The organism is Streptomyces sp. ISL-96 (genome assembly GCF_018614035.1).
In the GTDB taxonomy this organism is placed as follows: domain Bacteria; phylum Actinomycetota; class Actinomycetes; order Streptomycetales; family Streptomycetaceae; genus Streptomyces.
Genome location: NZ_JAGGPA010000002.1, coordinates 68,679 through 91,432, shown reverse-complemented (window position 1 = coordinate 91,432; position 22,754 = coordinate 68,679). Strand labels below are relative to the sequence as shown.

21 protein-coding genes are annotated in these 22,754 nt (G+C 71.0%); 7 read left to right on the top strand and 14 right to left on the bottom strand.

Annotation, left to right across the window (positions count from 1 at the left end; genetic code table 11):
• Position 1 precedes the first annotated feature (1 nt).
• The 4 genes from J7E96_RS01700 (at position 2) to pssA (ending at position 3,401) form a co-directional block, all read left to right on the top strand.
• Positions 2-514, top strand: coding sequence for a MaoC family dehydratase (locus tag J7E96_RS01700; protein WP_215126630.1), 513 nt, complete (start codon positions 2-4; stop codon positions 512-514).
• A gap of 2 nt (positions 515-516) precedes the next feature.
• Positions 517-1,722: an acyl-CoA dehydrogenase family protein gene (locus J7E96_RS01695; protein WP_215126628.1), complete on the top strand. Its 1,206-nt coding sequence runs from the start codon at positions 517-519 to the stop codon at positions 1,720-1,722.
• 181 nt (positions 1,723-1,903) lie between these two features.
• Positions 1,904-2,560: a phosphatidylserine decarboxylase gene (locus J7E96_RS01690; protein WP_215126626.1), complete on the top strand. Its 657-nt coding sequence runs from the start codon at positions 1,904-1,906 to the stop codon at positions 2,558-2,560.
• A 22-nt stretch (positions 2,561-2,582) separates the two neighbouring features.
• Positions 2,583-3,401 (top strand): CDP-diacylglycerol--serine O-phosphatidyltransferase, encoded by an 819-nt coding sequence (gene pssA / locus J7E96_RS01685; RefSeq protein WP_215126805.1) that lies wholly within the window; start codon positions 2,583-2,585, stop codon positions 3,399-3,401.
• A gap of 82 nt (positions 3,402-3,483) precedes the next feature.
• Here the strand turns inward: pssA and J7E96_RS01680 are convergent, their stop codons facing one another.
• The 5 genes from J7E96_RS01680 to J7E96_RS01660 are packed head-to-tail and all read right to left on the bottom strand — an operon-like array spanning position 3,484 to position 8,281.
• A complete protein-coding gene (locus J7E96_RS01680; protein WP_215126624.1) occupies positions 3,484-4,755 on the bottom strand; it encodes an ABC transporter substrate-binding protein in 1,272 nt (423 codons plus the stop codon).
• 2 nt (positions 4,756-4,757) lie between these two features.
• A complete protein-coding gene (locus tag J7E96_RS01675; RefSeq protein ID WP_215126622.1) occupies positions 4,758-5,816 on the bottom strand; it encodes a branched-chain amino acid ABC transporter permease in 1,059 nt (352 codons plus the stop codon).
• Positions 5,809-6,699: a branched-chain amino acid ABC transporter permease gene (locus J7E96_RS01670; RefSeq protein WP_215126620.1), complete on the bottom strand. Its 891-nt coding sequence runs from the start codon at positions 6,697-6,699 to the stop codon at positions 5,809-5,811. The genes J7E96_RS01675 and J7E96_RS01670 overlap by 8 nt, the downstream gene beginning before the upstream one ends.
• On the bottom strand, positions 6,696-7,475 hold the full coding sequence (locus J7E96_RS01665; RefSeq protein ID WP_215126618.1) for an ABC transporter ATP-binding protein: 780 nt from the start codon (positions 7,473-7,475) through the stop codon (positions 6,696-6,698). Before J7E96_RS01665 ends, J7E96_RS01670 begins: the two co-directional genes overlap by 4 nt.
• Positions 7,472-8,281 carry an ABC transporter ATP-binding protein gene (locus J7E96_RS01660; protein ID WP_215126616.1) on the bottom strand — a complete coding sequence of 270 codons (810 nt, stop codon included), beginning with the start codon at positions 8,279-8,281 and terminating at the stop codon, positions 7,472-7,474. Before J7E96_RS01660 ends, J7E96_RS01665 begins: the two co-directional genes overlap by 4 nt.
• A gap of 181 nt (positions 8,282-8,462) precedes the next feature.
• Here J7E96_RS01660 and J7E96_RS01655 point away from each other — a divergent pair, with 181 nt between their 5' ends.
• Complete coding sequence (locus J7E96_RS01655) at positions 8,463-9,674, top strand: CdaR family transcriptional regulator (RefSeq protein WP_215126614.1); 1,212 nt, start codon at positions 8,463-8,465, stop codon at positions 9,672-9,674.
• A 278-nt stretch (positions 9,675-9,952) separates the two neighbouring features.
• Here J7E96_RS01655 and J7E96_RS01650 read toward each other — a convergent pair whose 3' ends face one another.
• Positions 9,953-11,086, bottom strand: a complete 1,134-nt coding sequence (locus J7E96_RS01650; RefSeq protein ID WP_308295796.1) for a glycerate kinase — start codon at positions 11,084-11,086, stop codon at positions 9,953-9,955.
• A gap of 302 nt (positions 11,087-11,388) precedes the next feature.
• On the opposite strand from J7E96_RS01650, the gene J7E96_RS01645 reads away from it, so the two are divergent.
• Together J7E96_RS01645 and J7E96_RS01640 are read left to right on the top strand one after the other, a co-directional pair.
• The gene (locus tag J7E96_RS01645) at positions 11,389-12,450 is read left to right on the top strand and encodes an ADP-ribosylglycohydrolase family protein (protein ID WP_215126610.1); all 1,062 of its coding nucleotides are present in this window, start codon (positions 11,389-11,391) and stop codon (positions 12,448-12,450) included.
• Positions 12,451-12,634: 184 nt separating this feature from the next.
• Positions 12,635-13,810 (top strand): hypothetical protein, encoded by a 1,176-nt coding sequence (locus tag J7E96_RS01640; RefSeq protein ID WP_251069257.1) that lies wholly within the window; start codon positions 12,635-12,637, stop codon positions 13,808-13,810.
• Between the two features lie 49 nt (positions 13,811-13,859).
• On the opposite strand, the gene J7E96_RS01635 is transcribed toward J7E96_RS01640, so the two are convergent.
• The 8 genes from J7E96_RS01635 to J7E96_RS01600 form a co-directional block, all read right to left on the bottom strand.
• Entirely contained in the window at positions 13,860-14,342 is a 483-nt protein-coding gene (locus tag J7E96_RS01635) for a methylated-DNA--[protein]-cysteine S-methyltransferase (protein WP_215126608.1), read from the bottom strand.
• A 10-nt stretch (positions 14,343-14,352) separates the two neighbouring features.
• Complete coding sequence (locus J7E96_RS01630) at positions 14,353-15,816, bottom strand: AlkA N-terminal domain-containing protein (protein WP_215126606.1); 1,464 nt, start codon at positions 15,814-15,816, stop codon at positions 14,353-14,355.
• Between the two features lie 50 nt (positions 15,817-15,866).
• The gene (locus J7E96_RS01625; RefSeq protein WP_215126604.1) at positions 15,867-16,388 is read right to left on the bottom strand and encodes an O-acetyl-ADP-ribose deacetylase; all 522 of its coding nucleotides are present in this window, start codon (positions 16,386-16,388) and stop codon (positions 15,867-15,869) included.
• Positions 16,389-16,420: 32 nt separating this feature from the next.
• The gene (locus J7E96_RS01620; RefSeq protein ID WP_215126603.1) at positions 16,421-17,836 is read right to left on the bottom strand and encodes an NAD(P)/FAD-dependent oxidoreductase; all 1,416 of its coding nucleotides are present in this window, start codon (positions 17,834-17,836) and stop codon (positions 16,421-16,423) included.
• 150 nt (positions 17,837-17,986) lie between these two features.
• The gene (locus tag J7E96_RS01615) at positions 17,987-18,805 is read right to left on the bottom strand and encodes an inositol monophosphatase family protein (RefSeq protein ID WP_215126601.1); all 819 of its coding nucleotides are present in this window, start codon (positions 18,803-18,805) and stop codon (positions 17,987-17,989) included.
• 50 nt (positions 18,806-18,855) lie between these two features.
• Positions 18,856-20,679 carry a gamma-glutamyltransferase family protein gene (locus tag J7E96_RS01610; protein ID WP_215126599.1) on the bottom strand — a complete coding sequence of 608 codons (1,824 nt, stop codon included), beginning with the start codon at positions 20,677-20,679 and terminating at the stop codon, positions 18,856-18,858.
• A 15-nt stretch (positions 20,680-20,694) separates the two neighbouring features.
• Positions 20,695-21,402, bottom strand: a complete 708-nt coding sequence (locus J7E96_RS01605; protein WP_308295794.1) for a response regulator transcription factor — start codon at positions 21,400-21,402, stop codon at positions 20,695-20,697.
• A 5-nt stretch (positions 21,403-21,407) separates the two neighbouring features.
• The gene (locus J7E96_RS01600; protein WP_215126597.1) at positions 21,408-22,577 is read right to left on the bottom strand and encodes a sensor histidine kinase; all 1,170 of its coding nucleotides are present in this window, start codon (positions 22,575-22,577) and stop codon (positions 21,408-21,410) included.
• Positions 22,578-22,754 lie beyond the last annotated feature (177 nt).

The following is a 22,754-nucleotide window of genomic DNA, read 5'->3' as shown; positions in this document are numbered from 1 at the left end:
CATGCAGTTCGGACGCACTTACGAAGAGTTCGAGATCGGCGCCGTCTACAAGCACTGGCCCGGAAAGACGGTCACGGAGTACGACGACCACCTCTTCTGCCTGCTGACCATGAACCACCACCCGCTGCACATGGACAGCAACTACGCCGAGAAGACGACCGACTTCGGCAAGAACGTCGTCGTCGGCAACTACATCTACTCGCTGCTGCTCGGCATGTCGGTGCCGGACGTGTCCGGGAAGGCCATCGCCAACCTGGAGGTCGAGTCGCTCAAGCACATCGCGCCGACCTTCCACGGCGACACCATCTACGGCGAGACGACCGTCCTCGACAAGACGCCGTCCAAGTCCAAGAACGACCGCGGCATCGTCTACGTCGAGACGAAGGGCTACAAGCAGGACGGCACCGTCGTCTGCGTGTTCCGGCGCAAGGTGATGGTCCCGACCGAGACGTACATCAAGGAGCGCGGCGGCGAGCAGCCCGGCCGCCCAGAGCCGAAGACGCAGGAGAAGTAGCCATGGCCCGTCTCGCCCAGACCGCCGGTCTGACCGACATCCAGCAGGAGATCCTGGCGACCGTCAGGAACTTCGTCGACAAGGAGATCCTTCCTGTCGCGACCGAGCTCGAGCACCGCGACGAGTACCCGACGGAGATCGTCGAGGGCCTCAAGGAGCTCGGACTCTTCGGGCTGATGATCCCCGAGGAGTACGGCGGCCTGGGTGAGTCCCTTCTCACATACGCGCTGTGCGTCGAAGAGATAGCTCGTGGCTGGATGAGCGTCTCCGGGATCATCAACACGCACTTCATCGTGGCGTACATGCTCAAGCAGCACGGCACGCAGGAGCAGAAGGACACCTTCCTGCCGCGCATGGCGCTCGGGGAGGTGCGGGGCGCGTTCTCGATGTCGGAGCCGGCGCTCGGCTCTGATGTGTCGGCGATCACGTCCAAGGGCGTGAAGGACGGTGACGAGTACGTCCTGACCGGCCAGAAGATGTGGCTGACGAACGGCGGCTCGTCCACGCTCGTCGCCGTCCTGTGCCGCAGTGACGAGGGTCTCCCCGAGGGCTCGCCCCCGCACAAGCAGATGACGACCTTCCTGGTGGAGAAGGAGCCGGGCTTCGGTGAGGTGCGGCCCGGCCTGACCATCCCCGGGAAGATCGACAAGATGGGCTACAAGGGCGTCGACACCACCGAACTGATCATGGACGGACTGCGCATTCCGGCCAATCGTGTACTCGGTGGGACAACCGGCCGAGGGTTTTACCAAATGATGGACGGCGTGGAGGTCGGCCGCGTCAATGTGGCGGCGCGTGGCTGCGGCGTAGCACAGCGTGCGTTCGAATTGGGTGTCTCATATGCCCAGCAACGTCACACTTTCGGCAAGCCGATCGCTCAGCACCAGGCGATTCAGTTCAAGCTGGCCGACATGGCTACCAAGGTCGAGGCCGCGCATGCGATGATGGTGAACGCAGCACGCAAAAAGGACTCCGGGGAACGAAACGACCTAGAGGCAGGGATGGCGAAGTACCTCGCCTCCGAATACTGCAAGGAAGTCGTCGAGGACGCCTTCCGTATCCATGGCGGTTACGGGTTCTCGAAGGAGTACGAGATCGAGCGTCTCTACCGTGAGGCGCCGATGCTGCTCATCGGTGAAGGTACCGCCGAGATCCAGAAAATGATCATCGGCCGGCGACTCCTCGAAGAGTACCGATTCCAGGGCTGATTGCACCTTTTGCGGGTAAATCACCGCGAAAAAGATCACACCCTGGCACCCTTTGGCGTCGGCTTCCGGTCGTCCGACTCGGCTTCTGGCTTGCCCAGTTGCGCCCCGCAACCGCTACCATCGCCGATAAGCCGCCGTCCCCCTGTTGCCAGCGCGGCATCATCCGCTACGAAGGTCATCCATGCCCCACAGCCAAACCTCTGCACCACGCGACGGCCTCCTCAAGGGACGCCTTGCTCGCGGAGCATCGCCGTGGCTTCTGCCGACCGTCGCCACCGCGGCGCTCAGCCTCGTCCGGGCTCGCAAGTCCGGACGCTGGGCCGCCGTCGCCGTGCCCACCACCGCGCTCGCGGCGGGCATGCTGTGGTTCTTCCGCGATCCCGAGCGCGAGATCACTCAGGGCCGGGTCATCTCCCCGGCCGACGGAGTGGTGCAGAGCATCATGCCGTGGAAGGACGGACGTACCCGCGTCGCGATCTTCATGAGCCCGCTGAACGTCCACGTCAACCGCGCCCCGCTCGCGGGCACGGTGACGTCGGTCGAGCACATCCCCGGTGGGTTCGTTCCGGCGTTCAACAAGGAGAGCGAGAACAACGAGCGCGTTGTCTGGCACTTCGACACCGAGCTCGGTGACATCGAGATGATCCAGATCGCCGGCGCCGTCGCCCGCCGCATCGTCCCGTACATCCCGCAGGGTACGAAGGTCGAGCAGGGCGAGCGCATCGGCCTGATCCGGTTCGGTTCGCGCGTCGACATCTACCTCCCCGAAGGTGTCGAGGCCGATGTCGAGGTCGGCCAGGTCACCACCGCGGGGGTGACTCGAATTGACCGTGACTGATCCTGAGACCCAGGCCGGCTGGGTGCCGGAGGCCGAGGAAGAGGCCGACGCCGAGGACATGCCGCTGTCTCTGCGGCTGTCAATAGCGGACACCCTCACTCTCGGCAACGCCACCTGCGGATTCATGGCGGTGTACTTCACCACCACCGGAATCCTCATCCCGCACCTCCAGGGCAGCGCGGAGACCGGCATGGCGCGGCACAGCGCCGCGACCGCCGTGATCCTGATGCTCCTCGCGGCGATCTTCGACCTGTGCGACGGGCTCGTGGCGCGCAAGCTGCGCAGCTCGCCGATGGGCGCGGAGCTGGACAACCTCTCCGACCTGATCAGCTTCGGGCTCGCCCCCGCCTATTTCGTACTCGTGTACGGAATGGTCGCGGACGACGCCCACCAGCGCGTTTCGGCACTGGCGGCGATCGTGGTGCTGCTGGCGGTGGTCCTGAGGCTCGCCAGATTCTCCTGCGTGACGCTGAAGGACGGCATGTTCCAGGGCATGCCGAGCCCCTTCGGCGCGCTGACGGTCGTCTCGATCGTGCTGTTGGAGCTGCCCTTCATCCCCACGCTGCTCGCCATCATCGGCGTCGCGTGGCTGATGGTGAGCCGGGTCGAGTACCCGAAGCCGCGGGGTGTCCTCGCGGTGGCGATGCTCGCCTGGATCGTCGGCGCGATGGGGCTGCTGGCGGCCTGGGCGTTCGACGCCCCCGGCGGCCAGGTCCTCCTCGCCACCGGCTGTGCGCTCCAGGTGGTCATGGGCGCGGTCATCCCGCTCTTCGCGACCGCGCGGCGCGTGAACACGTTCCGCGACAACCGGCGCGAGGCGCGCGCGGCGCAGCTGCCGTAAGCGTCCGGCGTACGTACACGACTGAGGGCCCCGGGTTCGTCCCCGGGGCCCTCAGTCGTTTCTCCTGCTTACTACGGGGCTGTCAGCCGCCCACGGTGAAGCTCTTGGCGGCCTCCGAGACCTCCGCCTCCCGCACCACCTTTGTGCCGCCGGTCACCTTCTTGTCCGGCCGCAGGATGACGGTCTGGCGCGAGGAGGGCGCCTTCGGGTCACTGAAGTCGTGCGTGGTGCCGAAGCCCGAGTCGTACGCGTTGATGGTCAGCAGGGCCTTGCCGACGCCCTCACGGGTCAGATCCTTCGACGTACACGCCTTCTTCAGCGCCTCACCGAAGACCGAGACGGCCGTCCAGCCGGCCACCACGCCGTTGTCGAGCGCGTCCGAGGGGTACGCCGCCTTGTAGTCGGCGACGAGCTTCTTGGCGGCCGGTGTGCCGGTGCCGATCGGCTCGGTGGGGTTGGCGATGTAGTAGTTCTTCATGAGCGCCGGTCCGGCCTGGGTGGCGAGCAGCTGCGGCGAGAACGCCGAGTTGTTGCCGATGATCGGCACCTGGAGCTTGACCGCCGCCGCGACGCCGACGAACGAGGCCGCCTGGCGCGGTCCCGCGCTGATGACGACTCCCTTGACGCCGGCTTTCTTGAGGGCCGTGACCTGGGCCGTCATGTCGTTGTCGGTCGGCTTGATCTTCTGCTCGACGACGGTCAGCCCGGCCTTCTCGGCCGCGTACTGCGCCCCGGCCAGCGCGTTCTCGCCGTAGTCGCCCTCGAAGTAGACGTGGCCGATCTTGTCGCCCTTCTTCAGGCCCTTGTCCTTCGTCAGGAAGTCGATGGCGTTGATGGTCTCGACGTCGTACGTGTTGCCTATGACGCGGATGTACGGGCTGCCCAGCAGCGAGGCCGACCATGCCTGCGGGATGACCAGGCCCTTGTCCTGGCCTTCGACGCGCTGCTTGACGGCGGCGACGAAGGGCGAGCCGATGAACTGGGCGAAGCCGAGGACCTGCGGCGACAGCTCGGTGTAGCCGGAGACGGCCTTCTGCGGGTCGTAGCCGTGGTCGCGCACCACGAGTTCGACCTTCCGGCCGCAGATGCCGCCGTCGGCGTTGGTCTGCTTCGCGTACAGCTGCTGGGCCTGGGTGACGCTCTTGCCGAGCGATGCGTAGACGCCGGTCATGTCGGTCAGTACACCGAGCTTGATCGTCTTGTCCGTGACGCCCTGACCGGTCTTGACGCCGCCGGCCCCCGCCTTGTCGTCCTTGGTGTCCTTCGCCTTCGAGCTGCACCCGGCCGCGGTCAGCGCGAGCAGCGCCGCGAGCGTGGCGGCGGTGGTCCTGGTGATCTGATGGGGCGTAGTCATCGTTACTTCCCTGAGGTTGTTGTCTTGCGCCGGAAGACTGGCCGCACCAGGCCGCCCGGCAGGAAGAGCACCACCGCGACAATGGCGGCGCCGTAGAGGTACCGGGACGCCTCGCCCGGAGCGACCCCGCCCGTACCGGGGGCGGAGACGAGGGGCAGGGCGTCGCTGTACCGGGTGAGGAGCTGCGGCAGCAGGGAGACGAAGACGGCTCCCACCACCGCTCCCGCGACCGAGCCGAGACCGCCGATGACGATCATGGCGAGGTATTCGAGGGAGAGGATCATGCCGAAGTACTCCGGCACGGTCCGCTGGAAGACCAGCGCGAGCAGCACGCCCGCGAGGCCCGCGTACATGGAGGACAGGACGAACACCGCGGCCCGGTAGCGGGCGACGGGCACCCCGATGACCCCCGCGGCGATGCGGTGGTCGCGGATGGCGTTCATGGCCCGTCCGGGGCGCCCGCGCAGCACGCCGCGGGCGAAGAGCGCGCAGCCGGCCAGGGCGAGCAGGGCGACGTACCAGAGCTTCTCGGCGGATCCGAAGGGCACGGCGGCCACCAGCAGCTCGCTCTCGTCGAAGGTGATTCCGAAGAGGCTGAGCGGGGGGACGTCGCGGCCGTTGAAGCCGCCGGTCAGGTCGTGCGCGTTGAAGAGCACGTGCTGGCCGATGAAGATCAGCGCGAGGGTGGCGATGCCGAGGTACGCCCCTTGGAGGCGTCCGGCGATGGGGCTGAAGAGGCCGCCCGCAGCCCCGGCCAGAGCCACCGCGAGCACGGCCGCCAGCCAGCTGGGCAGGTTGAGACCGGTCAGGGCCCCTGTGCCGTCCCCGGCGAAGACGCAGTAGCCGTACGCCCCGACGGCGAGGAAGAAGGCGTGGCCCATGGAGAGCTGGCCGGTGGCGCCGGTGAGGAGATTGAGGCCGATGGCGCCGATGGCGGCGGCCATCGCGAAGAGCCCGGCCTGGAGCCAGAAGCGCTCCAGGTAGAAGGGCAGCGCGAGGAGCAGGAGCGCTCCGGCGGTCCACAGCACCAGGCGGCGGGTCCGCTTGTTCGCTTCAGACACGGGCCAGCTCCTTCGTGCCGAAGAGGCCGGCCGGGCGTACCAGCAGGACGGCGACCATCACGAGGTACGGAGCCAGGTCGCCGATGCCACGGCCGAGGAAGGTCAGATCGCTCTGGTAGCCGGTCGCCAGTGACTCGGTGATGCCGACGAGGAGGCCGCCGACGAGGGCCCCGGTCGTGGAGTCGAGACCGCCGAGGATCGCGGCGGGGAAGGCCTTCAGCGCGGCGAGGGAAGTGGAGCGTTCGAGTCCGGGCGTCGGGAAGACGGTCAGGAAGAGCGCGGCGACGGCGGCGAGTCCGCCCGCCACGGCCCAGGCGCCGAGGGAGACCCTGCCCAGGCGTACGCCCATCAGCGCGGCGGTCTCGGAGTTCTCGGCGGCGGCGCGCATCGCCACGCCCCAGGAGGTGAAGCGGAAGGAGAGCAGGAAGACGGTGATGAGCAGGCCCGCGGCGACGAACGCGGCGATGCGGGTGTGCGCGACGCTCACGCCCCCGAAGGTCAGCACCGAGTCGCCCCAGGGATCGCCGAGGGCGAGCACATCGGTGCCGATGCGCCGGGTCAGTTCGGTGGTGAGGAGGATGTCGACGCCGATGGTGACAATGGCCAGGACGCTGTGGTTGGAGCCCCGGTAGCGGCGCATCACCAGGAACTCGACCCCGGCGCCGACGGCGGCGGCGCCGCCGATCCCGGCGAGCAGGGCGAGCCAGAAGCCGATGTCGTCGTGCAGGACGGCGGTGACGTAGCCGCCGGCGAGCAGCAGCGAGGCGTGGGCGAAGTTGACGACCTCGGTGGCACGGAAGATCACCACGAAGCCGAGGGCGATCAGGGCGTAGACGGAACCGATCGATATCCCGTTGAGGAGAAGCTCGGCGAAGGTGGTCATGAGGTGGCCTCCTCTCCCAGGTAGGCGCGGACGACGGCGGGGTCGGACTGGACGGACGCGGGTGTCCCGTCGGCGATCAGCCGCCCGAAGTCGAGGACGGTCACGGAGTCGGCGAGCCGCATCACCACCCCCATGTCGTGCTCGACCAGCACGATGGAGATGCCGAGGCTGTCCCGTACGCCCGCGACGATGGAGGCGGTGACGCGTCGTTCGTCGGCGGTCATGCCGGCGACCGGCTCGTCGAGGAGCAGCAGCCTGGGCTCCATGCACAGGGCACGGGCCAGCTCGGCGAGCTTCTGCTGCCCGTACGGCAAGGTGCCGGCGGGGCGGCTGAGCTGATCTTCGAGTCCCACGAACGCGGCGATCTCCCGGACGCGTTCACGGTGCCGCGCCTCCTCCCGTACGGCGGAAGGCAGCCTCAGCCCCGCCGCGACGAAGCCGGTACGGGTGAGCCGGTGGCGGCCGAGCATCAGGCTGTCCTCGACGGTGGCGCCGGGCGGCAGGGCGAGGTTCTGGAAGATCCTGGCGATGCCGAGATCCGCGATGCGGTGGGGCGCGAGACCGGTCAGCTCGTCGTCTCCGAAGCGGACGCTGCCCGAGGTCGCCCGGTACACGCCCGAAAGGACGTTGAAGCAGGTCGACTTGCCGGCGCCGTTGGGACCGATGAGGGCGTGGACGGTTCCGGGCCGTACGGTGAAACTGACCGCGTCCAGAGCGGTGAGGCCCGCGAACCGCACCGTCAAGTCCTTTACTTCCAGGGTCGCTTCGGTGCTCATCGCCCCTCCCAGACGCTGAGGGTGCGGTGGGCCGCGACGGCCTCGGAGGCGTCGGCCGCGGCCTCCTCGTCGACGACGCCCAGGTAGCGGCGGCGTACCTCGTCGGACGCGGCAAGCTCATCGGCGGGCCCGGAGAGTACGACTTCGCCGACGTCGAGGACGTACGCGTGTGAGGCGAGGCGCAGCGCGATGGCCGCGTTCTGTTCGACGAGGAGTACGGCCGTGCCCTGTCCGTTGATCTCGGTGATCGTCTCGGCGATCCGCCGGGCCATCAGCGGGGCGAGCCCGAGTGAGGGCTCGTCGAGCAGGACCAGTTTCGGTCCGGCCATCAGGGCTCTGGCGACCGCGAGCATCTGCTGTTCGCCGCCGGAGAGGAGTCCGGCGCGCTGCCCGGCGCGTTCGGCCAGTACCGGGAACAGCTCATGGACCCGTCGCAGTGCGGCGGCCCGGGCGGCGCGGTTGCCGGTGGAGCCGAGTGCGCCGGCGCGCAGATTGTCGGCGACCGTCATCCGCGCGAACACCTGGCGCCCTTCCGGCACCTGGCACAGCCCGGCGGCCACCACCCGGTCCGGTGAGAGTCCGGTCAGCGGCCGGCCGCCGAAGGCGACGGTGCCTGCGGTGACCGCTCCGCCGTGAAACGACAGCGTGCGGGAAATGGCGCGCAGGAGCGTGGACTTGCCCGCTCCGTTGCTGCCCAGTACGGCGACCACGGCCCCCTCGGGCAGCGTCAGCGACACGTGTCGCAGTGCCCTCACGGGTCCGTATCCCGCCGACAGATCCCGTATTTCCAATGCGGCGCCAGCCATGGCACCCCTTCCTCGGGCCGTTCGGTGGCGCTCACCTCAGCACCGGCGGGGCCCGCCCGTCCACGGTTGGCGGCGTAACCGCTGCCGGTGACCAGCCGCGCGTACGGCCGGTTGTGCACGCGCACAACACCGCGTGTCAGGGGGCTGTCGGACAGGCCCCGGTCGTGACACGCTCCGGCCCATGAGTGGCCGCAGAGCACGGACGGGACACGACTGGGCGGTACTGACCGAGGCGGGTACGGCGCTGCTGGAACGGCTGCCGGAGCTGGTGGACCAGCACTTGCGCGAACTGCACGCGCACTCGCCGCTGTACGCGCAGGTGCTGTCCCAGGACCAGCACTGGCAGGAGACCGAGCAGGCGATGCGGATCGGCATCGAGGCGATCTCGGCCCCGAAGTCGCAGCCGCGCCGCGACCTGGAGTACGCGGAGTGGACGGGCCGGCGCCGGGCGCAGCAGGGCTTCCCGCTGGAGCTGCTGGTGCACTCCTACCGGCAGGCGGGGTATCTGATCTGGGACGCGCTGCTGGAGGGCGCGGCGGGGGCGGAGGGGGAGGATCCGGGGAGGCTCGCGGTGCTGATGCGGGCGGCGACGACGGTGTTCGCGGCGGTGGACGCGGAGACGGCGACCGCGTCGGAGGCGTACCGGGCGACCGAGGCCGAGCTGCGCCACCGTACGGACGAACGGCTCCAGGCGCTGCTCGACGCGCTGCTGGAGGGCAAGGAGTCTCCTCCTGGCCTGGCGGCCCGCGCGGCGGCCGGTCTCGACCTGCCGGAGCACGGGCGGTACGCGGTGGTGGTGCTGCGGCTGGAGCGGCGGGACGGGCGCGAGCCCTTTCACCGGCGTATTCAGGGCGCCGGGATGCGGTTCATCTGGCGGATGCGTACGGACTGCGAGGTGGGGGTCGTCTCGCTCGGCGGGGAGACGACGCTGGCCGACCTGTCGGAGCTGCTTGCCGCGCGCTGTCCGGGGCCGGGTGGCATCAGTCCGGTGGTGGACGGCCTCGCCGGCCTGGGCGGCGCCCGGCGGCTGGCGGACCTGGCGCTGCGGACGTGCGCGCCGGACGCCACCGGGATCGTACGGCTGGACGAGCGGATGCCGACGGCGCTGGTGGTGAGCCAGCCGGAGCTGGCGGGGCGGCTGGTGGCGGACGTGTTCGGCGCCGTGCTGGAGCTGGACCCGGCGGACCGGGTGGTGCTGCTGGAGACGCTGGACGCGTGGCTGTCTTGCGAGGGGTCGGCGGGGCGGGCGGCCGGTCGGCTGTACTGCCACCGGAATACGGTGTTCAACCGGCTGCGGCGGCTGGAGCAGTTGACGTCCCGCTCGCTGTCCCGGCCGCGGGATCTGATCGAGATGACGCTGGCGCTGGACGCGTTTCGGTTGTCCGGGGCGTGAGGTGCGGGTGGGGTGGTGCGGGTTGCCTGCGGCGCTGTTCCCCTATCCGCGCCTTCCCGAACTGTGGGGCAAGCCCCCAGCCCCCAGACAACACGGACGCCCCCGGACGCCCTCCGGGCGCGTCCTCAAACGCCGGACGGGCTGGATTTGCCGCGCAGCGGCAACTCTCAGCCCCTCCGGCGTTTGAGGAGCGGGGTCTGGGGCGGAGCCCCAGTTTCGGGAAGGGGCGGGGTGGGGAACAGCCCCGCAGGGCCGGCCGCCCACCCCACGGCGCACCGTCAGGTCAGGAAGTCGCGGGCGATGTTCTCCGCCACCCGTTCCAGCAGCGGGCCCGCCTCCGCCATCGAGCGGACCGGATCCGGCTCCAGGTCGGCCAGGGCGTACGCGCGGCGGATGCCGGCACCGCCGAGTACCTCCGGGGGCAGGGCCAGGCGGCCGCAGACCGCGATGACCTCGACGTTCTTCGCGCGCGCCGCCGCCGCCACACCCGCCGGCGCCTTCCCGTGCAGGGTCTGCGCGTCGAGCGAGCCCTCACCGGTGATGACCAGGGTCGCCCGGGACAGCGCGTCGGCGAAGCCCAGCACGTCCAGCATGACCTCGATGCCGGGGCGGAAGCTCGCCCCGAGCGCGATCAGCGCGCCGTAGCCGATGCCGCCCGCCGCACCCGCGCCGGGCGAGTCCGCGTGCTCCGCGCCCAGTACGGACGCGTAGTGCGCCAGGGCCGCGTCGAGCGTGGCCACGTCCTCCTCGGTGGCGCCCTTCTGGGGGCCGTACACCGCCGCAGCGCCCTTCGGCCCCGTCAGCGGGTTGTCGACGTCGCTGGCGAGGACCAGGTCCACGTCGGCCAGACGCGGGTCCAGGCCCGACAGGTCGGCGGTGGCCAGGTCCCGCAGACCCCCGCCGCCGGGCCCGACCGGCTCGCCCGCCGCGTCCAGGAAGCGCGCGCCGAGCGCGGCCAGCATGCCCGCGCCGCCGTCGGTGGAGGCGCTGCCGCCGACGCCGAAGACGATCGTGCGCGCGCCCGCGTCGAGCGCGGCCCGCAGCAGTTCGCCGGAGCCGTACGTCGTCGCGGTGAGCGGCGCGAATGCGCCCTCGGGGAGGTGCTGGAGGCCCGAGGCCTCCGCCATTTCGACCACGGCGGTGCCGTCGCGCAGCGCGAACGCCGCCGTGAGCTGCTCGCCGAGCGGTCCGGTGACCCGTACCTCCCGGCGTTCGAACCCGGCCGCCACCGCCGCGGCCACCGTGCCGTCGCCGCCGTCGGCGACGGGCAGAGCCTCGACGACAACGTCGGGGACGACCCGCCGCAGCCCGGCCGTCACCCGCTCCGCGACCTGCACGGCCGTGAGCGAGCCCTTGAACTTGTCCGCCGCGACGAGCACGCGGGCGGTCTCAGTTACTGCTCCGTCCGTCACCTTGCTATCCCTTGCTTTCGAACAGGCAGTCGCGCCGCCCCGACCATATCCGCAGATAGGGCCCCCTGCCCATGGGCGTCCAGCGCGGCGCGACGCCCCGGACGGCGCGCCAACCCGATTTGTCATCTTTTAGCACCCATAGTGGGTCGTCATGGGTACCGACATGATCCAACAACGTCGCACCAGCGGGCCGAACCCGCCCGCCGCGGCGGCGGCTCCGGCCACCAGGGCGACCGCCGCATACCAGTGAAAAGCACATAAACTCCCCATGCTCGACCATCGGAAGTGGGTAGATCCGACCCATGACTCCACACAGCACGCACACGGCCGACCGGATTCTCGGCGGCTGGCTGGGCAGAATCGCCGGCAACATGCTAGGCAAGCCCGTGGAGCGCGGCGACTACTGGACGCGGGCCCGCATCGATCGCTATCTGCGGCTGACCGGTGCCCTGCCCCTCACCGACTACCTGCCCGAGCCCCCGCCCGGAATACCCGGCTTCGAACTGCGCCCCGAATGGCCGCATTGCGTACGCGGCAGGATCAGCGGCAGTTGCCGGGACGACGACGTCGACTACGCGATCCTCGGTCTGCACCTGCTGGAGACCCACGGCTTCGCCTTCACCACCGAGGAGGTCGGCGAACTGTGGCTCCTGCGCCTGCCGTACCTGCAGACCTTCACCGCCGAGCGGGCGACGTACCGCAATCTCGCGAACGGCCTCAAGCCGCCGCTGACCGCCACCTACGAGAACCCCTACCAGGAGTGGATCGGCGCCCTCATCCGCGCCGACATCTTCGGCTGGACCAACCCCGGCGCCCCGCGACGGGCAGCCGCGCTGGCCCGTCGCGACGCCGTGCTGTCGCACACCGGCAATGGTGTGTACGGCGCGATGTGGGCGGCCGCGCTGATCGCCGCCGCGTTCACCGCGCCCGGGCCGCGGGCCGCGCTGGAGGTGGCGCTGGAGCGCGTACCCGCGAGCAGCCGCCTCGCCCGTACGGTCCGCCACACGCTCGCCCTGCACGCGGCCGGAGCTGCCTGGGAGGACACGCTCACCGCGATGGAGGAGGAGACGGGCCGGCTCGGCTGGATCCACGCCGTCCCGAACGCCGCCGTCATCACGGCCGGACTGCTGTACGGCGACGGCGACTTCACCCGGACCATCGCACTCACCGTGCGCGGCGGCCTGGACACCGACTCCAACGGCGCGACGGCGGGCTCGGTGGCCGGGGTGCTGTACGGGGCGGGCGGGATCGGGCCGCAGTGGACGGGGCCGCTGGAGGACACGGTGCGCAGTGCGGTGTTCGGCTTCGACGGCGTACGGATCACCGAACTCGCCCACCGCACGGCGCGGCTCGCGCTCGGCTGAATCAAGCCTGTCCGCCAACCTCCGTGACGCCTACGGTCTGTTGACTCGGTGCCTTCACCCGGTGTTGCACCGGAATGCACCGAGCGGACCACAGCGCGTTCTAACGTGCCCGGCATCCCCCACTCCTTCGCTCCTTCGCTCCACTCCCGTTCCGCTTCGTACCTCGACGAAATCTGGAGAGCCCATGCGACGCACCTTCGCCGGCGGAGTCCTGACCGTCCTTGCTGCTGGGGCGCTTGCGGCCCAGGGCACCATCACCGCCGGAGCGGCGCAACCCGCCGCGGCGACCAAGGCAAGACACCTTCCCGCCGAGATAAAGGGCGGCGCGTGGAGGGCCGGGCATGTGCAGGGCGTGGCGGTGGACCGCCACAAGGGATTCATGTACTTCTCCTTCACCAACCTCCTCGTCAAGACTGATTTGCGCGGCAATCCGGTCGGTTCCGTATCCGGATTCACCGGGCATCTGGGCGACCTGGACCTCAACGCGAAGGACGGACGGGTCTACGGCTCGCTGGAGTACAAGGCGGCGAAGGCGTTCTACATCGCGATTGTGGATGTGGACCGGATCGACCGCATGGGCATGGACGCGCGGACCAGCGACGTCGTGTCGACGGTCCACCTCCAGGAGGTCGTGGACGACTACACGGCCGACATGAACGGCGACGGGAAGTTCGACGGCGACACCGCGAACACCCCCGACCACCGGTACGGCTGCAGCGGGATCGACGGAGTGGCCTTCGGCCCCGAACTCGACCGCAGCGGCCGCGCCTGGCACGGCAGGGAGGTCCTGACGGTCGCTTACGGCATCTACTCCAACGTCAAGCGGCAGGACAACGACCACCAGGTCCTGCTCCAGTACGACGTGCGCAAGTGGCAGAAGTACGAGCGCCCCCTGCCGGAGAGCGCGCCGCACACCAGCGGTCCGGACGACGTCGACGGGAAGTACTTCGTCCGCACCGGCAACACGCGGTACGGCGTGCAGAATCTGGAGTACGACGAGTACACGGGCAACTGGCTGATGGCCGTCTACAAGGGCGCGAAGCCGCAGTTCCCCAACTACTCGCTCTTCATCGCCGACGGTTCGAAGCGGCCGGTCACCGGGCCGGTCACGGGCCAGCCGAAGCCGGAGCGGGGGGAGCTGCTGCCGTTGCTGCGGGCGGGGCTGCACCATGAGGCGTCGGGGACGTACGGGTGGGAGTCCGGCGGGCAGTACGGTCTGATCTCGCACGGCGACGGTCGCTACTACCTGGTTGAGGCGGGCACGGTGGTCGAGGACGGCGTAACGAAGCAGACCGCGCGGGCGGTCCTGCACCGCTGGACGGGACAGCCCCCGACCCCGTTCACCCCGGTGGCCGACTAGCCGGCCGTCAGTAAAATCCAGCCCGTCCGGCGTTTGAGGACACGCCCGCCTAGAACAGCTGGCCACCCGCCTCGAACACCAGCAGCCTCCGCTTCCGGTCCAAGCCACCGCCGTACCCGGTAAGGCTGCCCGCAGCGCCAATGACCCGGTGGCACGGCACGACAATCCCCACCGGGTTCTTGCCATTCGCGAGGCCGACCGCCCGGGACGCCGCCGGATTGCCGAGCCGCTCGGCCAGCTCGCCGTACGTCCACGTCTCGCCGTACGGGATCCGCCGGAGCTGCGCCCAGACGCTCCGCTGGAACGGCGTGCCGTCCAGGTGCAACTCCAGGTCGAACTCCTTCAGCTCCCCCGCGAAATACGCGTGGAGCTGACGGACGGCCTCGCTCAGAATCCCGGACGTCCGTTCACCGAAGGACTCCTCCGGCGGCCGGTGGCGCTGGTCCGTCATGTACAGGCCCGACAGCCTGCCGTCCGTCGCGACCAGCGTCAGCGGACCGTACGGACTGTCGACAACACTGTGCTGCTTCATGGTCACGTCCTCAAACCGGGAGGTTGTTGATCGGGTGGTCGTCGGTGGCCCACAGGTACTGGACGGCGTACGCCCGCCAGGGCCGCCAGGCCGCCGCCCGCGCCGTGAACGCCGCCGGGGTGGACGGCAGCCCCAGTTCCCGCGCCGCCCGCCGGATCCCCAGGTCGGTCGGCAGGAACGCGTCCGGGTCGCCGAGCGCGCGCATCGCGATCACCTCGACCGTCCAGGGCCCGAAGCCGGGGAGTGCCATCAGCTGGGCGCGGGCCCGCTCCCAGTCGCTGTCGACGCCGAGCTTCAGGCTGCCGTCGGCGAGCGAGGAGACCAGCGTCGTCAAAGTGGCGCGGCGACTGCGCGGCAGGGCAAGCGATTCGGGGTCGAGCGCGGCCAGGCCGGCCGGGTCCGGGAAGAGGTGGGTGAGCCCGCCGGCCGGATCGTCGACCGGCGTGCCGTGGGCGGTGACCAGGCTGGCCGCGTGCGTACGGGCGGCGGCCGTCGAGACCTGCTGGCCGAGCACCGCACGTACCGCGAACTCCGCCGTATCCGTCGTACGCGGCACCCGGCGCCCCGGAGCCTTGTCGACGAGCGGGGCGAGCAGCGGGTCGGTGCGCAGCTGGTCGTCGACCGCGACCGGGTCGGCGTCGAGGTCGAGCAGCCGGCGGCAACGGCTGATGGCGATGGTCAGATCGCGCAGGTCGGTCAAGGACAGCAGGCAGCCGATGTGGTCGGGCTGCGGGGTGAGCGTCGCGATGCCGTGGCCGTACGGCAGGGACAGCGTGCGGCGGTAGGCGCCGTCGCGCCATTCCTCGACGCCGGGCACCGCGGTAGCGGCGAGGTGGCCGAAGAGGTTGGTGGGGTTGAGCGGGGCGCGGAACGGCAGCCTCAGGGAGATGGCGCCGGGGGTCTGCGGCGCCTTCTTGCCGCGGCTGCGCAGTTCACTGGGCGACAGCGCGAAGACTTCACGCACCGTGTCGTTGAACGTACGTACCGACGAGAATCCGGCGGCGAAAGCCACGTCCGCCATGGCCAGCGGGGTCGTCTCGATCAGCAGGCGGGCGGTCTGGGCGCGCTGGGCGCGGGCGAGGGCGAGCGGTCCCGCGCCCAGCTCCGCCAGCAGCTGGCGCTCGATCTGCCGGGTGCTGTATCCGAGGCGCGCCGCGAGTCCGGGCACGCCCTCGCGGTCGACGACGCCGTCGCTGATCAGGCGCATCGCGCGGGCGACGACGTCGGCGCGGGCGTTCCACTCCGGGGAGCCGGGGCTGGTGTCGGGCCGGCAGCGCTTGCAGGCCCGGAATCCGGCCAGCTGGCAGGCGGCCGCGCTGGGGTAGAAGGTCATGTTCTCGACCTTGGGCGGCACGACCGGGCAGCTGGGACGGCAGTAGATCCGGGTGGTCAGGACCGCGGTGAAGAACCAGCCGTCGAAGCGTGAGTCCTTGGACCGCACGGCACGTACGCAGCGCTCGGTGTCGGTGTGCATGGCTCAAGCATCGGGCACGGCGGCGCACCCGGGCTGGCGAGAATCCGACGTCAAGGTGCGGCGGCCAGAGCCGTTTCGAACGCCTTGTACGCCGTCTCGTCGAAGAGCACGAACCGCACGTCGGTGACCGAGCCGCCGGCCGCCTCCCGGACCGTACGGACGGCGATGCGCGCGCCGTCATCCATCGGCCACCGGAAAACGCCGGTGGAGATGGCGGGGAACGCGATGCTCTCCGCCCCAAGGTCCTGTGCCAACCGCAGCGACTCGCGGTAGCAGGACGCGAGGAGCTCGGACTGGTCCTGGTCGGGCTGCCACACCGGGCCGACCGTATGGATCACCCACTTGGCGTCCAGCCGTCCCGCTGTGGTCGCGACCGCCCGCCCTGTCGGCAGGCCCTTGCCGTACTGGGAGGCGCGCAGGCGGCGGCAGTCGGCCAGGATGGCGGGACCGCCCTTGCGGTGAATCGCGCCGTCGACGCCGCCGCCACCCAGCAGGGAGGAGTTGGCGGCGTTCACGATGGCGTCGACGTGCTGCTCGGTGATGTCACCGCGGACGAGGGTGATGGCTGTCATGGGGCCATCCTCTCCCGGCGCTTTCGGTCCGGTCAGGCCGCGCGCAGCCGCCGCCAGACCGCCTTCGCCGCGTTGTGTCCCGACATGCCGTGCACGCCTGGCCCCGGCGGAGTCGCGGACGAGCAGATGAAGACCGCCGGGTGGGGGGTCGCGTACGGGAAGAGAGAGACTTTCGGCCGCAGCAGCAGTTGAAGGCCCGACGCCGCGCCGCAGGCGATGTCGCCGCCGATGTAATTGGCGTTGCGGGCGGCCAGTTGCGGCGGTCCCGCGGTCGCCCTGGCGAGCACCCGGTCGCGGAAGCCGGGCGCGAAGCGTTCGATCTGCCGCTCGATGGCCTCCGTGAGGTCGCCGTCCCAGGCGTGCGGGACGTGCCCGTACGCCCAGAAGACGTGCTTGCCCTCGGGGGCGCGGGACGGGTCCACCAGGCTCGGCTGAGCGGTGATCAGGAACGGCGTCTCGGGGACCGTGCCGCCCGAGGCCTGCTTCAGCGCGGTGCCGATTTCGCCACTGGTCGGGCCGACTTGGACGGTGCCGGCGCGCCGGGCCTCCTCGGCCGTCCAGGGCACCGGCCCGTCCAGAGCGTAATCAATCTTGAACACGCTCGCGCCGTAGCGGTAGTTCTCGTACGCCCGGCCGAGACCGGCGATCCGCGCCAGCGCCGTGGGGGACGTGTCGAAGACGTACGCGCGGGCGGGCGGCAGGTCGTCCAGCCGCTTGACCTCGAACCCGGTGTGCACCACGCCGCCGAGGTCACGCAGATACGCCGCGAGGGCGTCCGAGATCGACTGCGATCCACCCCGCGGCATCGGCCAGCCGCCGGCATGCGCGGCAAGGGCGAAGACCAGCCCGACGGCGCTCGTCGCGAGACCGCCGAGGGGGGCGATGACATGCGCGACGAGTCCGGCGAACAACGCCCGCGCCTTCTCGTCCCGGAACCGGCGCATCAGCCACGTGCTGGGCGGCAGCCCGTCTATGCCGAACCGGGCCAGGGTGAGCGGGTCGCGGGGCAGCGCTGTGCAGGGCAGCGACATGAAGTCCCGTGCCAGGGTGTCCCACTTCGCCACGTAGGGCGCGACGAGCCGCCGGTACGTCCCGGCATCCCGCGCGCCGAACGAGGCGGCGGTCTCGGCGACCGACCGGGACAGCACAGCGGCGGTGCCGTCGTCCCAGGGGTGGGCCATGGGCAGCTCGGCGTGCAGCCACTCCAGCCCGTACCGGGCCAGCGGCATGGCCTTGAAGGCCGGCGACCCGACACCCAGCGGGTGCACGGCGGAACAGGGGTCGTGCCGGAACCCGGGCAGCGTGAGCTCCTCGGTCCTGGCGCCGCCCCCCACGGTGTCCAGGGCCTCGAACACCTCCACCGAGAAGCCCCTGCGGGCAAGTTCGACAGCGGCGGTCAGTCCGTTGGGCCCCGCCCCTACGACGACTGCATCGAGCATCGACGGCACCTTCGGACTCCTTCGTCAGCCGATGGCCAGGAGCACCAGGATATTCCTGGCCCCGGTGGCGCGGACGGCGGGAGGGTGGTGGGGCGGTGGGTTGGCCTGATGTACGCGCCGACGCCGTTACGCCGCCCACGCCGCTGTGCCGCCCCGCCGTTACACCGCCCCGCCACTCAGGAGCCCCACTACCCTCGCGACCGTGCCCGCGTCCCGTGCGGCCGTGAACGGCAGGGCGTTTCCCCCCGTCAGCCGGAACCGCTCCCCCGCGACGGTCGCGTGCGCCCCGCCCGCCTCCTCCACCAGCAGCAGCCCGGCCGCGTGATCCCAGGCCAGCTCCCACGAGAACGCCACCGCGTCCAGGTCGCCCCTGGCCACCGCCAGATACTCAAGCCCGGCCGATCCGCAGGGGCGGGCGTCGACGCCCTTCACATTCAGCCCGAGCAGCGCCGCCTTCTGCCGCTCCGACGTGAAGTCCGGATGGGACGTGGCGACGTGCAGCGTGGCGCCCATCCCCGGGATCCCCGCCCGCAGCACCTCACCGTTCAGCCGGGCCCCGCCGCCCCGCACCGCCACGGCCATCTCGTCGAGCGCGGGCGCGTACGTCCACGAGGCGAGCACTTCGCCCCGGTGCGCGAGGGCGACCAGCGTGCAGAAGCCCGGCTCGCCGCGCACGAACTGCCGGGTCCCGTCCACCGGGTCCACGATCCACACCGGCGCGTCGCCGCTCAGCGCCTCGTACACCGCCGGATCCTCGTGGACCGCTTCCTCCCCCACGACCACGGATCCCGGCAGCAGCCGGGTCAGGGACGCGGTGAGGTGCTCCTCGGCCTGCCGGTCGGCGATGGTGACCAGGTCGTGCGGCCCGGTCTTCTCGACGATCTCGTGCGCGGCGAGCTGCCGGTACCGCGGCACGATCTCGGCCGCGGCCGCCTTGCGCACGGCCTCTTCGACGTCGGACAACTTGTCATCGATCATGCGTCCAGCAAAGCACGCCCCGCTGACAATGCCGACAACTCGCAGTGCCGTCAGCGCCCGACCGCGTAACCCTGCATTCCTCTCGGGTTCGCCGCGGCGGACAGCACTCCGGTCTCCGGATCACGCGCGACCGCGCACAGCCGCCCCTCCGACCAGGGCCCGCCGACCGTCACATCGTGGCCACGGCGCCGCAGCTCCTCGACGACACCCGCGTCCATGCGCGACTCGACGGTTACGCTCCCCGGCCGCATCCCGCGCGGATAGAAGGATCCGGGGAAGGAGTCGGTGTGCCAGTTGGGGGCGTCGATGGCCCCCTGGAGATCGAATCCGCCCCGCGACGCCGAGGAGCCTGCGAGCGCGACGGTGAGGAAGAAGTGCAGCTGCCACTGATCCTGCTGGTCGCCACCGGGCGTACCGAAGGCCAGCACGCCCTCCCCGTCCCGCAGCGCCAGCGAGGGCGTCAGGGTGGTGCGGGGCCGCCGGCCCGGCGTGAGCGTATTCGGCAGCCCCTCGTCCAGCCAGGCCATCTGGAGCCGTGTGCCGAGGGGGAAGCCGAGCTCGGGAACCACCGGGTTGGACTGGAGCCAGCCGCCGCTGGGCGTGGCCGCCACCATGTTGCCCCAGCGGTCGACGACGTCCAGGTGGCAGGTGTCCCCGCGGGTGGAGCCGTCCTTGGCGACGGTCGGCTCACCGGCACCGGCGGCGGCCGCGGCATCCAGGGCGTCCACGGCGTCGAATCCCCGCTCCCCCGCGGCGACGGCCCGCGCGTGCGCGCTCAGCACGGGCGTACGCCCACCGGGACTGCCGGGCCGCAGCTCCGGCGACGCCCTGTCCCCCACCAGAGCGCGCCGCTCAGCGTTGTACGACGCCGAGAGCAGCGCGTCGACCGGCACCTCGGCGGCGTCGCCGTACCAGGCCTCCCGGTCGGCCATCGCCAGCTTGCACCCTTCGATCAGCAGGTGAACGTACGCGGCGGAGCCGTGGGCCGGCAGCTCCGGCGGCAGCAGCGCGAGCTGCTGGAGGAAGGCGGGCCCCTGGCTCCAGCCGCCCGCCTTGCACAGCGTCCGGCCGTTCCAGTCGTACGTCGCGGGCTCCTCGTACGTCGCGGACCAGCCGGCCAGGTCGGCGGCGGTCAGCGTCCCGGTGTGCCGAACGCCGCTGGTGTCCGTGGTCGGGCGCGTGGCCTGCCGTACGAGCGCCTCGGCGATGAACCCCTCGCGCCACACCGCCCGCGCCGCGTCGATCTGCCTCACCCGGTCCTCGCCGCCCGCCGCCTCGGCCTCGGTGACCACGCGGCGCCAGGTCGCGGCAAGAGCGGGGTTACGGAACAGCTCGCCCGGAGCGGGCGCCCTGCCGCCCGGCAGGTACACCTCGGCGGACGAGGTCCACTCCTCCTCGAACAGGGCGCGTACGCTCTCCACGGTCTCGCCGACCCGCTCGACGGGCGGGTGCCCGTCCTCGGCGTACCCGATGGCGTACCGCAGCACCTCGTGGAGCGACTTGGTGCCGTAGTCCCGCAGCAGAAGCATCCACGCGTCGAACGCCCCCGGCACGGCGGCGGCCAGCGGCCCGGTCCCGGGGACGAGGCCGAGCCCGAGCGCCCGGTAGTGACCGGCACTCGCGCCCGCGGGCGCGGGCCCCTGCCCGCAGAGCACCCGTACCTGGCCACCCGCCGACGCCAGAAGGACCGGCACCTCACCGGCGGGCCCGTTCAGGTGCGGCTCGACGACGTGCAGGACGAAGCCGGCGGCGACGGCGGCGTCGAAGGCGTTGCCGCCGTCCTCCAGTACGGCCATGGCCGACTGGGAGGCGAGCCAGTGGGTGGAGGACACCATGCCGAAGGTGCCCTGGAGAGTCGGCCGGGTGGTGAACATGTGGTGCGGCTCCTCTCAAGCCTGTGCCCCCTTGGGGGTCACCAGCCCCGACTCGTAGGCGAAGACGACAAGCTGGGCGCGGTCGCGGGCCCCCAGCTTGATCATCGCGCGGCTGACGTGGGTCTTGGCGGTGAAGGGGCTGATCACCATGTGCTCTGCGATCTCTTCGTTCGTCAGGCCGTGCGCGACCAGCGCCGCGACCTGGCATTCGCGCTTGGTGAGCGTCTCGAAGCCGGGAGCGGTGCGGCGGTCCGGTGGGCGGGCGACGAACTCGGTGATGAGGCGGCGGGTCACGGACGGCGAGAGCAGCGCGTCGCCACGGGCCGCGATCCGGATCGCCTGGAGCAGGTCGGCCGGTTCGGTGTCCTTGAGGAGGAACCCGGCGGCCCCTGCGCGCAGCGCGTCGAAGACGTACTCGTCCAGGCCGTAGTTGGTGAGGATGACGACGTGGACACCGGCCAGCGCCGGGTCGGCGGCGATGTGGCGGGTCGTCTCGATACCCGTCATCACCGGCATCTGTACGTCGACGAGTGCGACGTCGGGGACGTGCCGGCGGGCCAGTTCGAGGCCCTGACGGCCGTCGGCGGCCTCGGCGACGACCTCGATGTCGTCCTCGGCGGCCAGCAGGGCGCGGAATCCGGCCCGCATGAGGGCCTGGTCGTCGACGATCAGGACCCGGATGGCGTCCCCGCCGACCTCGCTCACACCACTCACACCACTCACACCACTCACCGTATCTCCAGGGGAAGTTCGGCGCGTACGGAGAAGCCGCCGCCGGGGCGCGGGGCCGCGTGCAGGGTGCCGCCGAGGGCGGTGACGCGCTCCCGCATGCCGGTCAGGCCGGTGCCGGGCAGCGCAGGCTGCCCTCCCGACGCCGCCGGGGCGGCCGAACCCTCGTCCTCGACGCGGATGGAGAAGTGGTCGGGGGCGTAGGCGAGTTCCACGGTGGTCTTCGCCCGGCCCGCGTGCCGGGCGACATTGGTGAGCGCCTCCTGGACGATGCGGTACGCCGCCCGGTCGACGTCGTCGGGCAGCGCGCGCTCGGGCCCGGTGACGGTCACCGACGCCGCGAGGCCGGCCGTACGGGCCCGCTCGACCAGCTCGCCGAGCCTGGCGAGGCCGCTGCCGGGCGCTACGACGTCCGTACGCAGCACCTCCAGCGTCGCCCGCAGCTCGCGCATCGCCTCCCCGCTCGCCTCCTGGATGGCGAGCAGCGCCTCCGGCACGTCCTCGCCCCGCTTGCGCGCGAGATGTACGGCAACTCCCGCCTGGAGCTTGACGATCGAGATGGAGTGGGTGAGCGAGTCGTGCAGCTCGCGGGCGATCCGCAGCCGCTCCTCCCCCGCCCTGCGCAGCGCCGCCTCTTCCTTGGTCCGTTCGGCCTCTGCCGCGCGCTGTTCGGTCTGGTGGAGGTACGCCTGCCAGTTCTTGTCGATGAGTCCCGTCACGCCGGCGCAGATGAACCAGCCGTGCAGCAGCAGCGTCCGCTCGATCCCGTCCCCCGACGGGCTCGCCAGGAAGAAGCCCACGAGGAAGACGACGCTCACCGCGATCGCCGCCGCCCGGTGCCCGGCCCTGATCACGGCGTGCACCCCTGCGATGACCGGGAAGGCCGCCGACGTCCCCGGATTCGCGTGTACGACGTAACCGAGCATGCAGGCGGCGGTGAAGACCAGCAACGGCACCGGGGCCAGGCGGTGCGCGGCGAGTGCCAGGGAGCCTGCGGTGATGAGGGCTACGTCGGCTGGAGCCGGTCGGGGACCGGACGTGGCGAAGGCGGCGATGAGGACCGCGCCGCCGATGACGGCAGCGAATGCCGAGTCGATGAGCCCGGTCCGCCAGCCTCGCTGATCCTGCTGGTCCTGCTGCTCCTGCCGCCCCCGCTGATCCGCGCGCATGAATCGCACCCTAGACCCGTACTTCGCAGGTCACCCGATCGTGAAGATCAACTGGTCACGACCGATCGCCGCTCAGTCCGGTCCGCAACGGCGATCGCAATGCCGGTCCGATCCGGTCGGGTTCGGACGCCGAAGAGCCGCTGCGGCGAACCTTTTCAGCGACCCGCGAAGTCCGGG

What these genes read in the sequence shown, in the direction of transcription:
- J7E96_RS01625 (WP_215126604.1), bottom strand. Translation starts at nt 16,388, where the DNA reads ATGACAGCCATCACCCTCGTCCGCGGTGACATCACCGAGCAGCACGTC.
- J7E96_RS01690 (WP_215126626.1), top strand. Translation starts at nt 1,904, where the DNA reads ATGCCCCACAGCCAAACCTCTGCACCACGCGACGGCCTCCTCAAGGGA.
- J7E96_RS01655 (WP_215126614.1), top strand. Translation starts at nt 8,463, where the DNA reads ATGAGTGGCCGCAGAGCACGGACGGGACACGACTGGGCGGTACTGACC.
- J7E96_RS01630 (WP_215126606.1), bottom strand. Translation starts at nt 15,816, where the DNA reads ATGCACACCGACACCGAGCGCTGCGTACGTGCCGTGCGGTCCAAGGAC.
- J7E96_RS01695 (WP_215126628.1), top strand. Translation starts at nt 517, where the DNA reads ATGGCCCGTCTCGCCCAGACCGCCGGTCTGACCGACATCCAGCAGGAG.
- J7E96_RS01635 (WP_215126608.1), bottom strand. Translation starts at nt 14,342, where the DNA reads ATGAAGCAGCACAGTGTTGTCGACAGTCCGTACGGTCCGCTGACGCTG.
- J7E96_RS01615 (WP_215126601.1), bottom strand. Translation starts at nt 18,805, where the DNA reads ATGATCGATGACAAGTTGTCCGACGTCGAAGAGGCCGTGCGCAAGGCG.
- J7E96_RS01700 (WP_215126630.1), top strand. Translation starts at nt 2, where the DNA reads ATGCAGTTCGGACGCACTTACGAAGAGTTCGAGATCGGCGCCGTCTAC.
- J7E96_RS01610 (WP_215126599.1), bottom strand. Translation starts at nt 20,679, where the DNA reads ATGTTCACCACCCGGCCGACTCTCCAGGGCACCTTCGGCATGGTGTCC.
- J7E96_RS01660 (WP_215126616.1), bottom strand. Translation starts at nt 8,281, where the DNA reads ATGGCTGGCGCCGCATTGGAAATACGGGATCTGTCGGCGGGATACGGA.
- J7E96_RS01670 (WP_215126620.1), bottom strand. Translation starts at nt 6,699, where the DNA reads ATGACCACCTTCGCCGAGCTTCTCCTCAACGGGATATCGATCGGTTCC.
- J7E96_RS01665 (WP_215126618.1), bottom strand. Translation starts at nt 7,475, where the DNA reads ATGAGCACCGAAGCGACCCTGGAAGTAAAGGACTTGACGGTGCGGTTC.
- J7E96_RS01645 (WP_215126610.1), top strand. Translation starts at nt 11,389, where the DNA reads ATGACTCCACACAGCACGCACACGGCCGACCGGATTCTCGGCGGCTGG.
- J7E96_RS01680 (WP_215126624.1), bottom strand. Translation starts at nt 4,755, where the DNA reads ATGACTACGCCCCATCAGATCACCAGGACCACCGCCGCCACGCTCGCG.
- J7E96_RS01600 (WP_215126597.1), bottom strand. Translation starts at nt 22,577, where the DNA reads ATGCGCGCGGATCAGCGGGGGCGGCAGGAGCAGCAGGACCAGCAGGAT.
- J7E96_RS01640 (WP_251069257.1), top strand. Translation starts at nt 12,635, where the DNA reads ATGCGACGCACCTTCGCCGGCGGAGTCCTGACCGTCCTTGCTGCTGGG.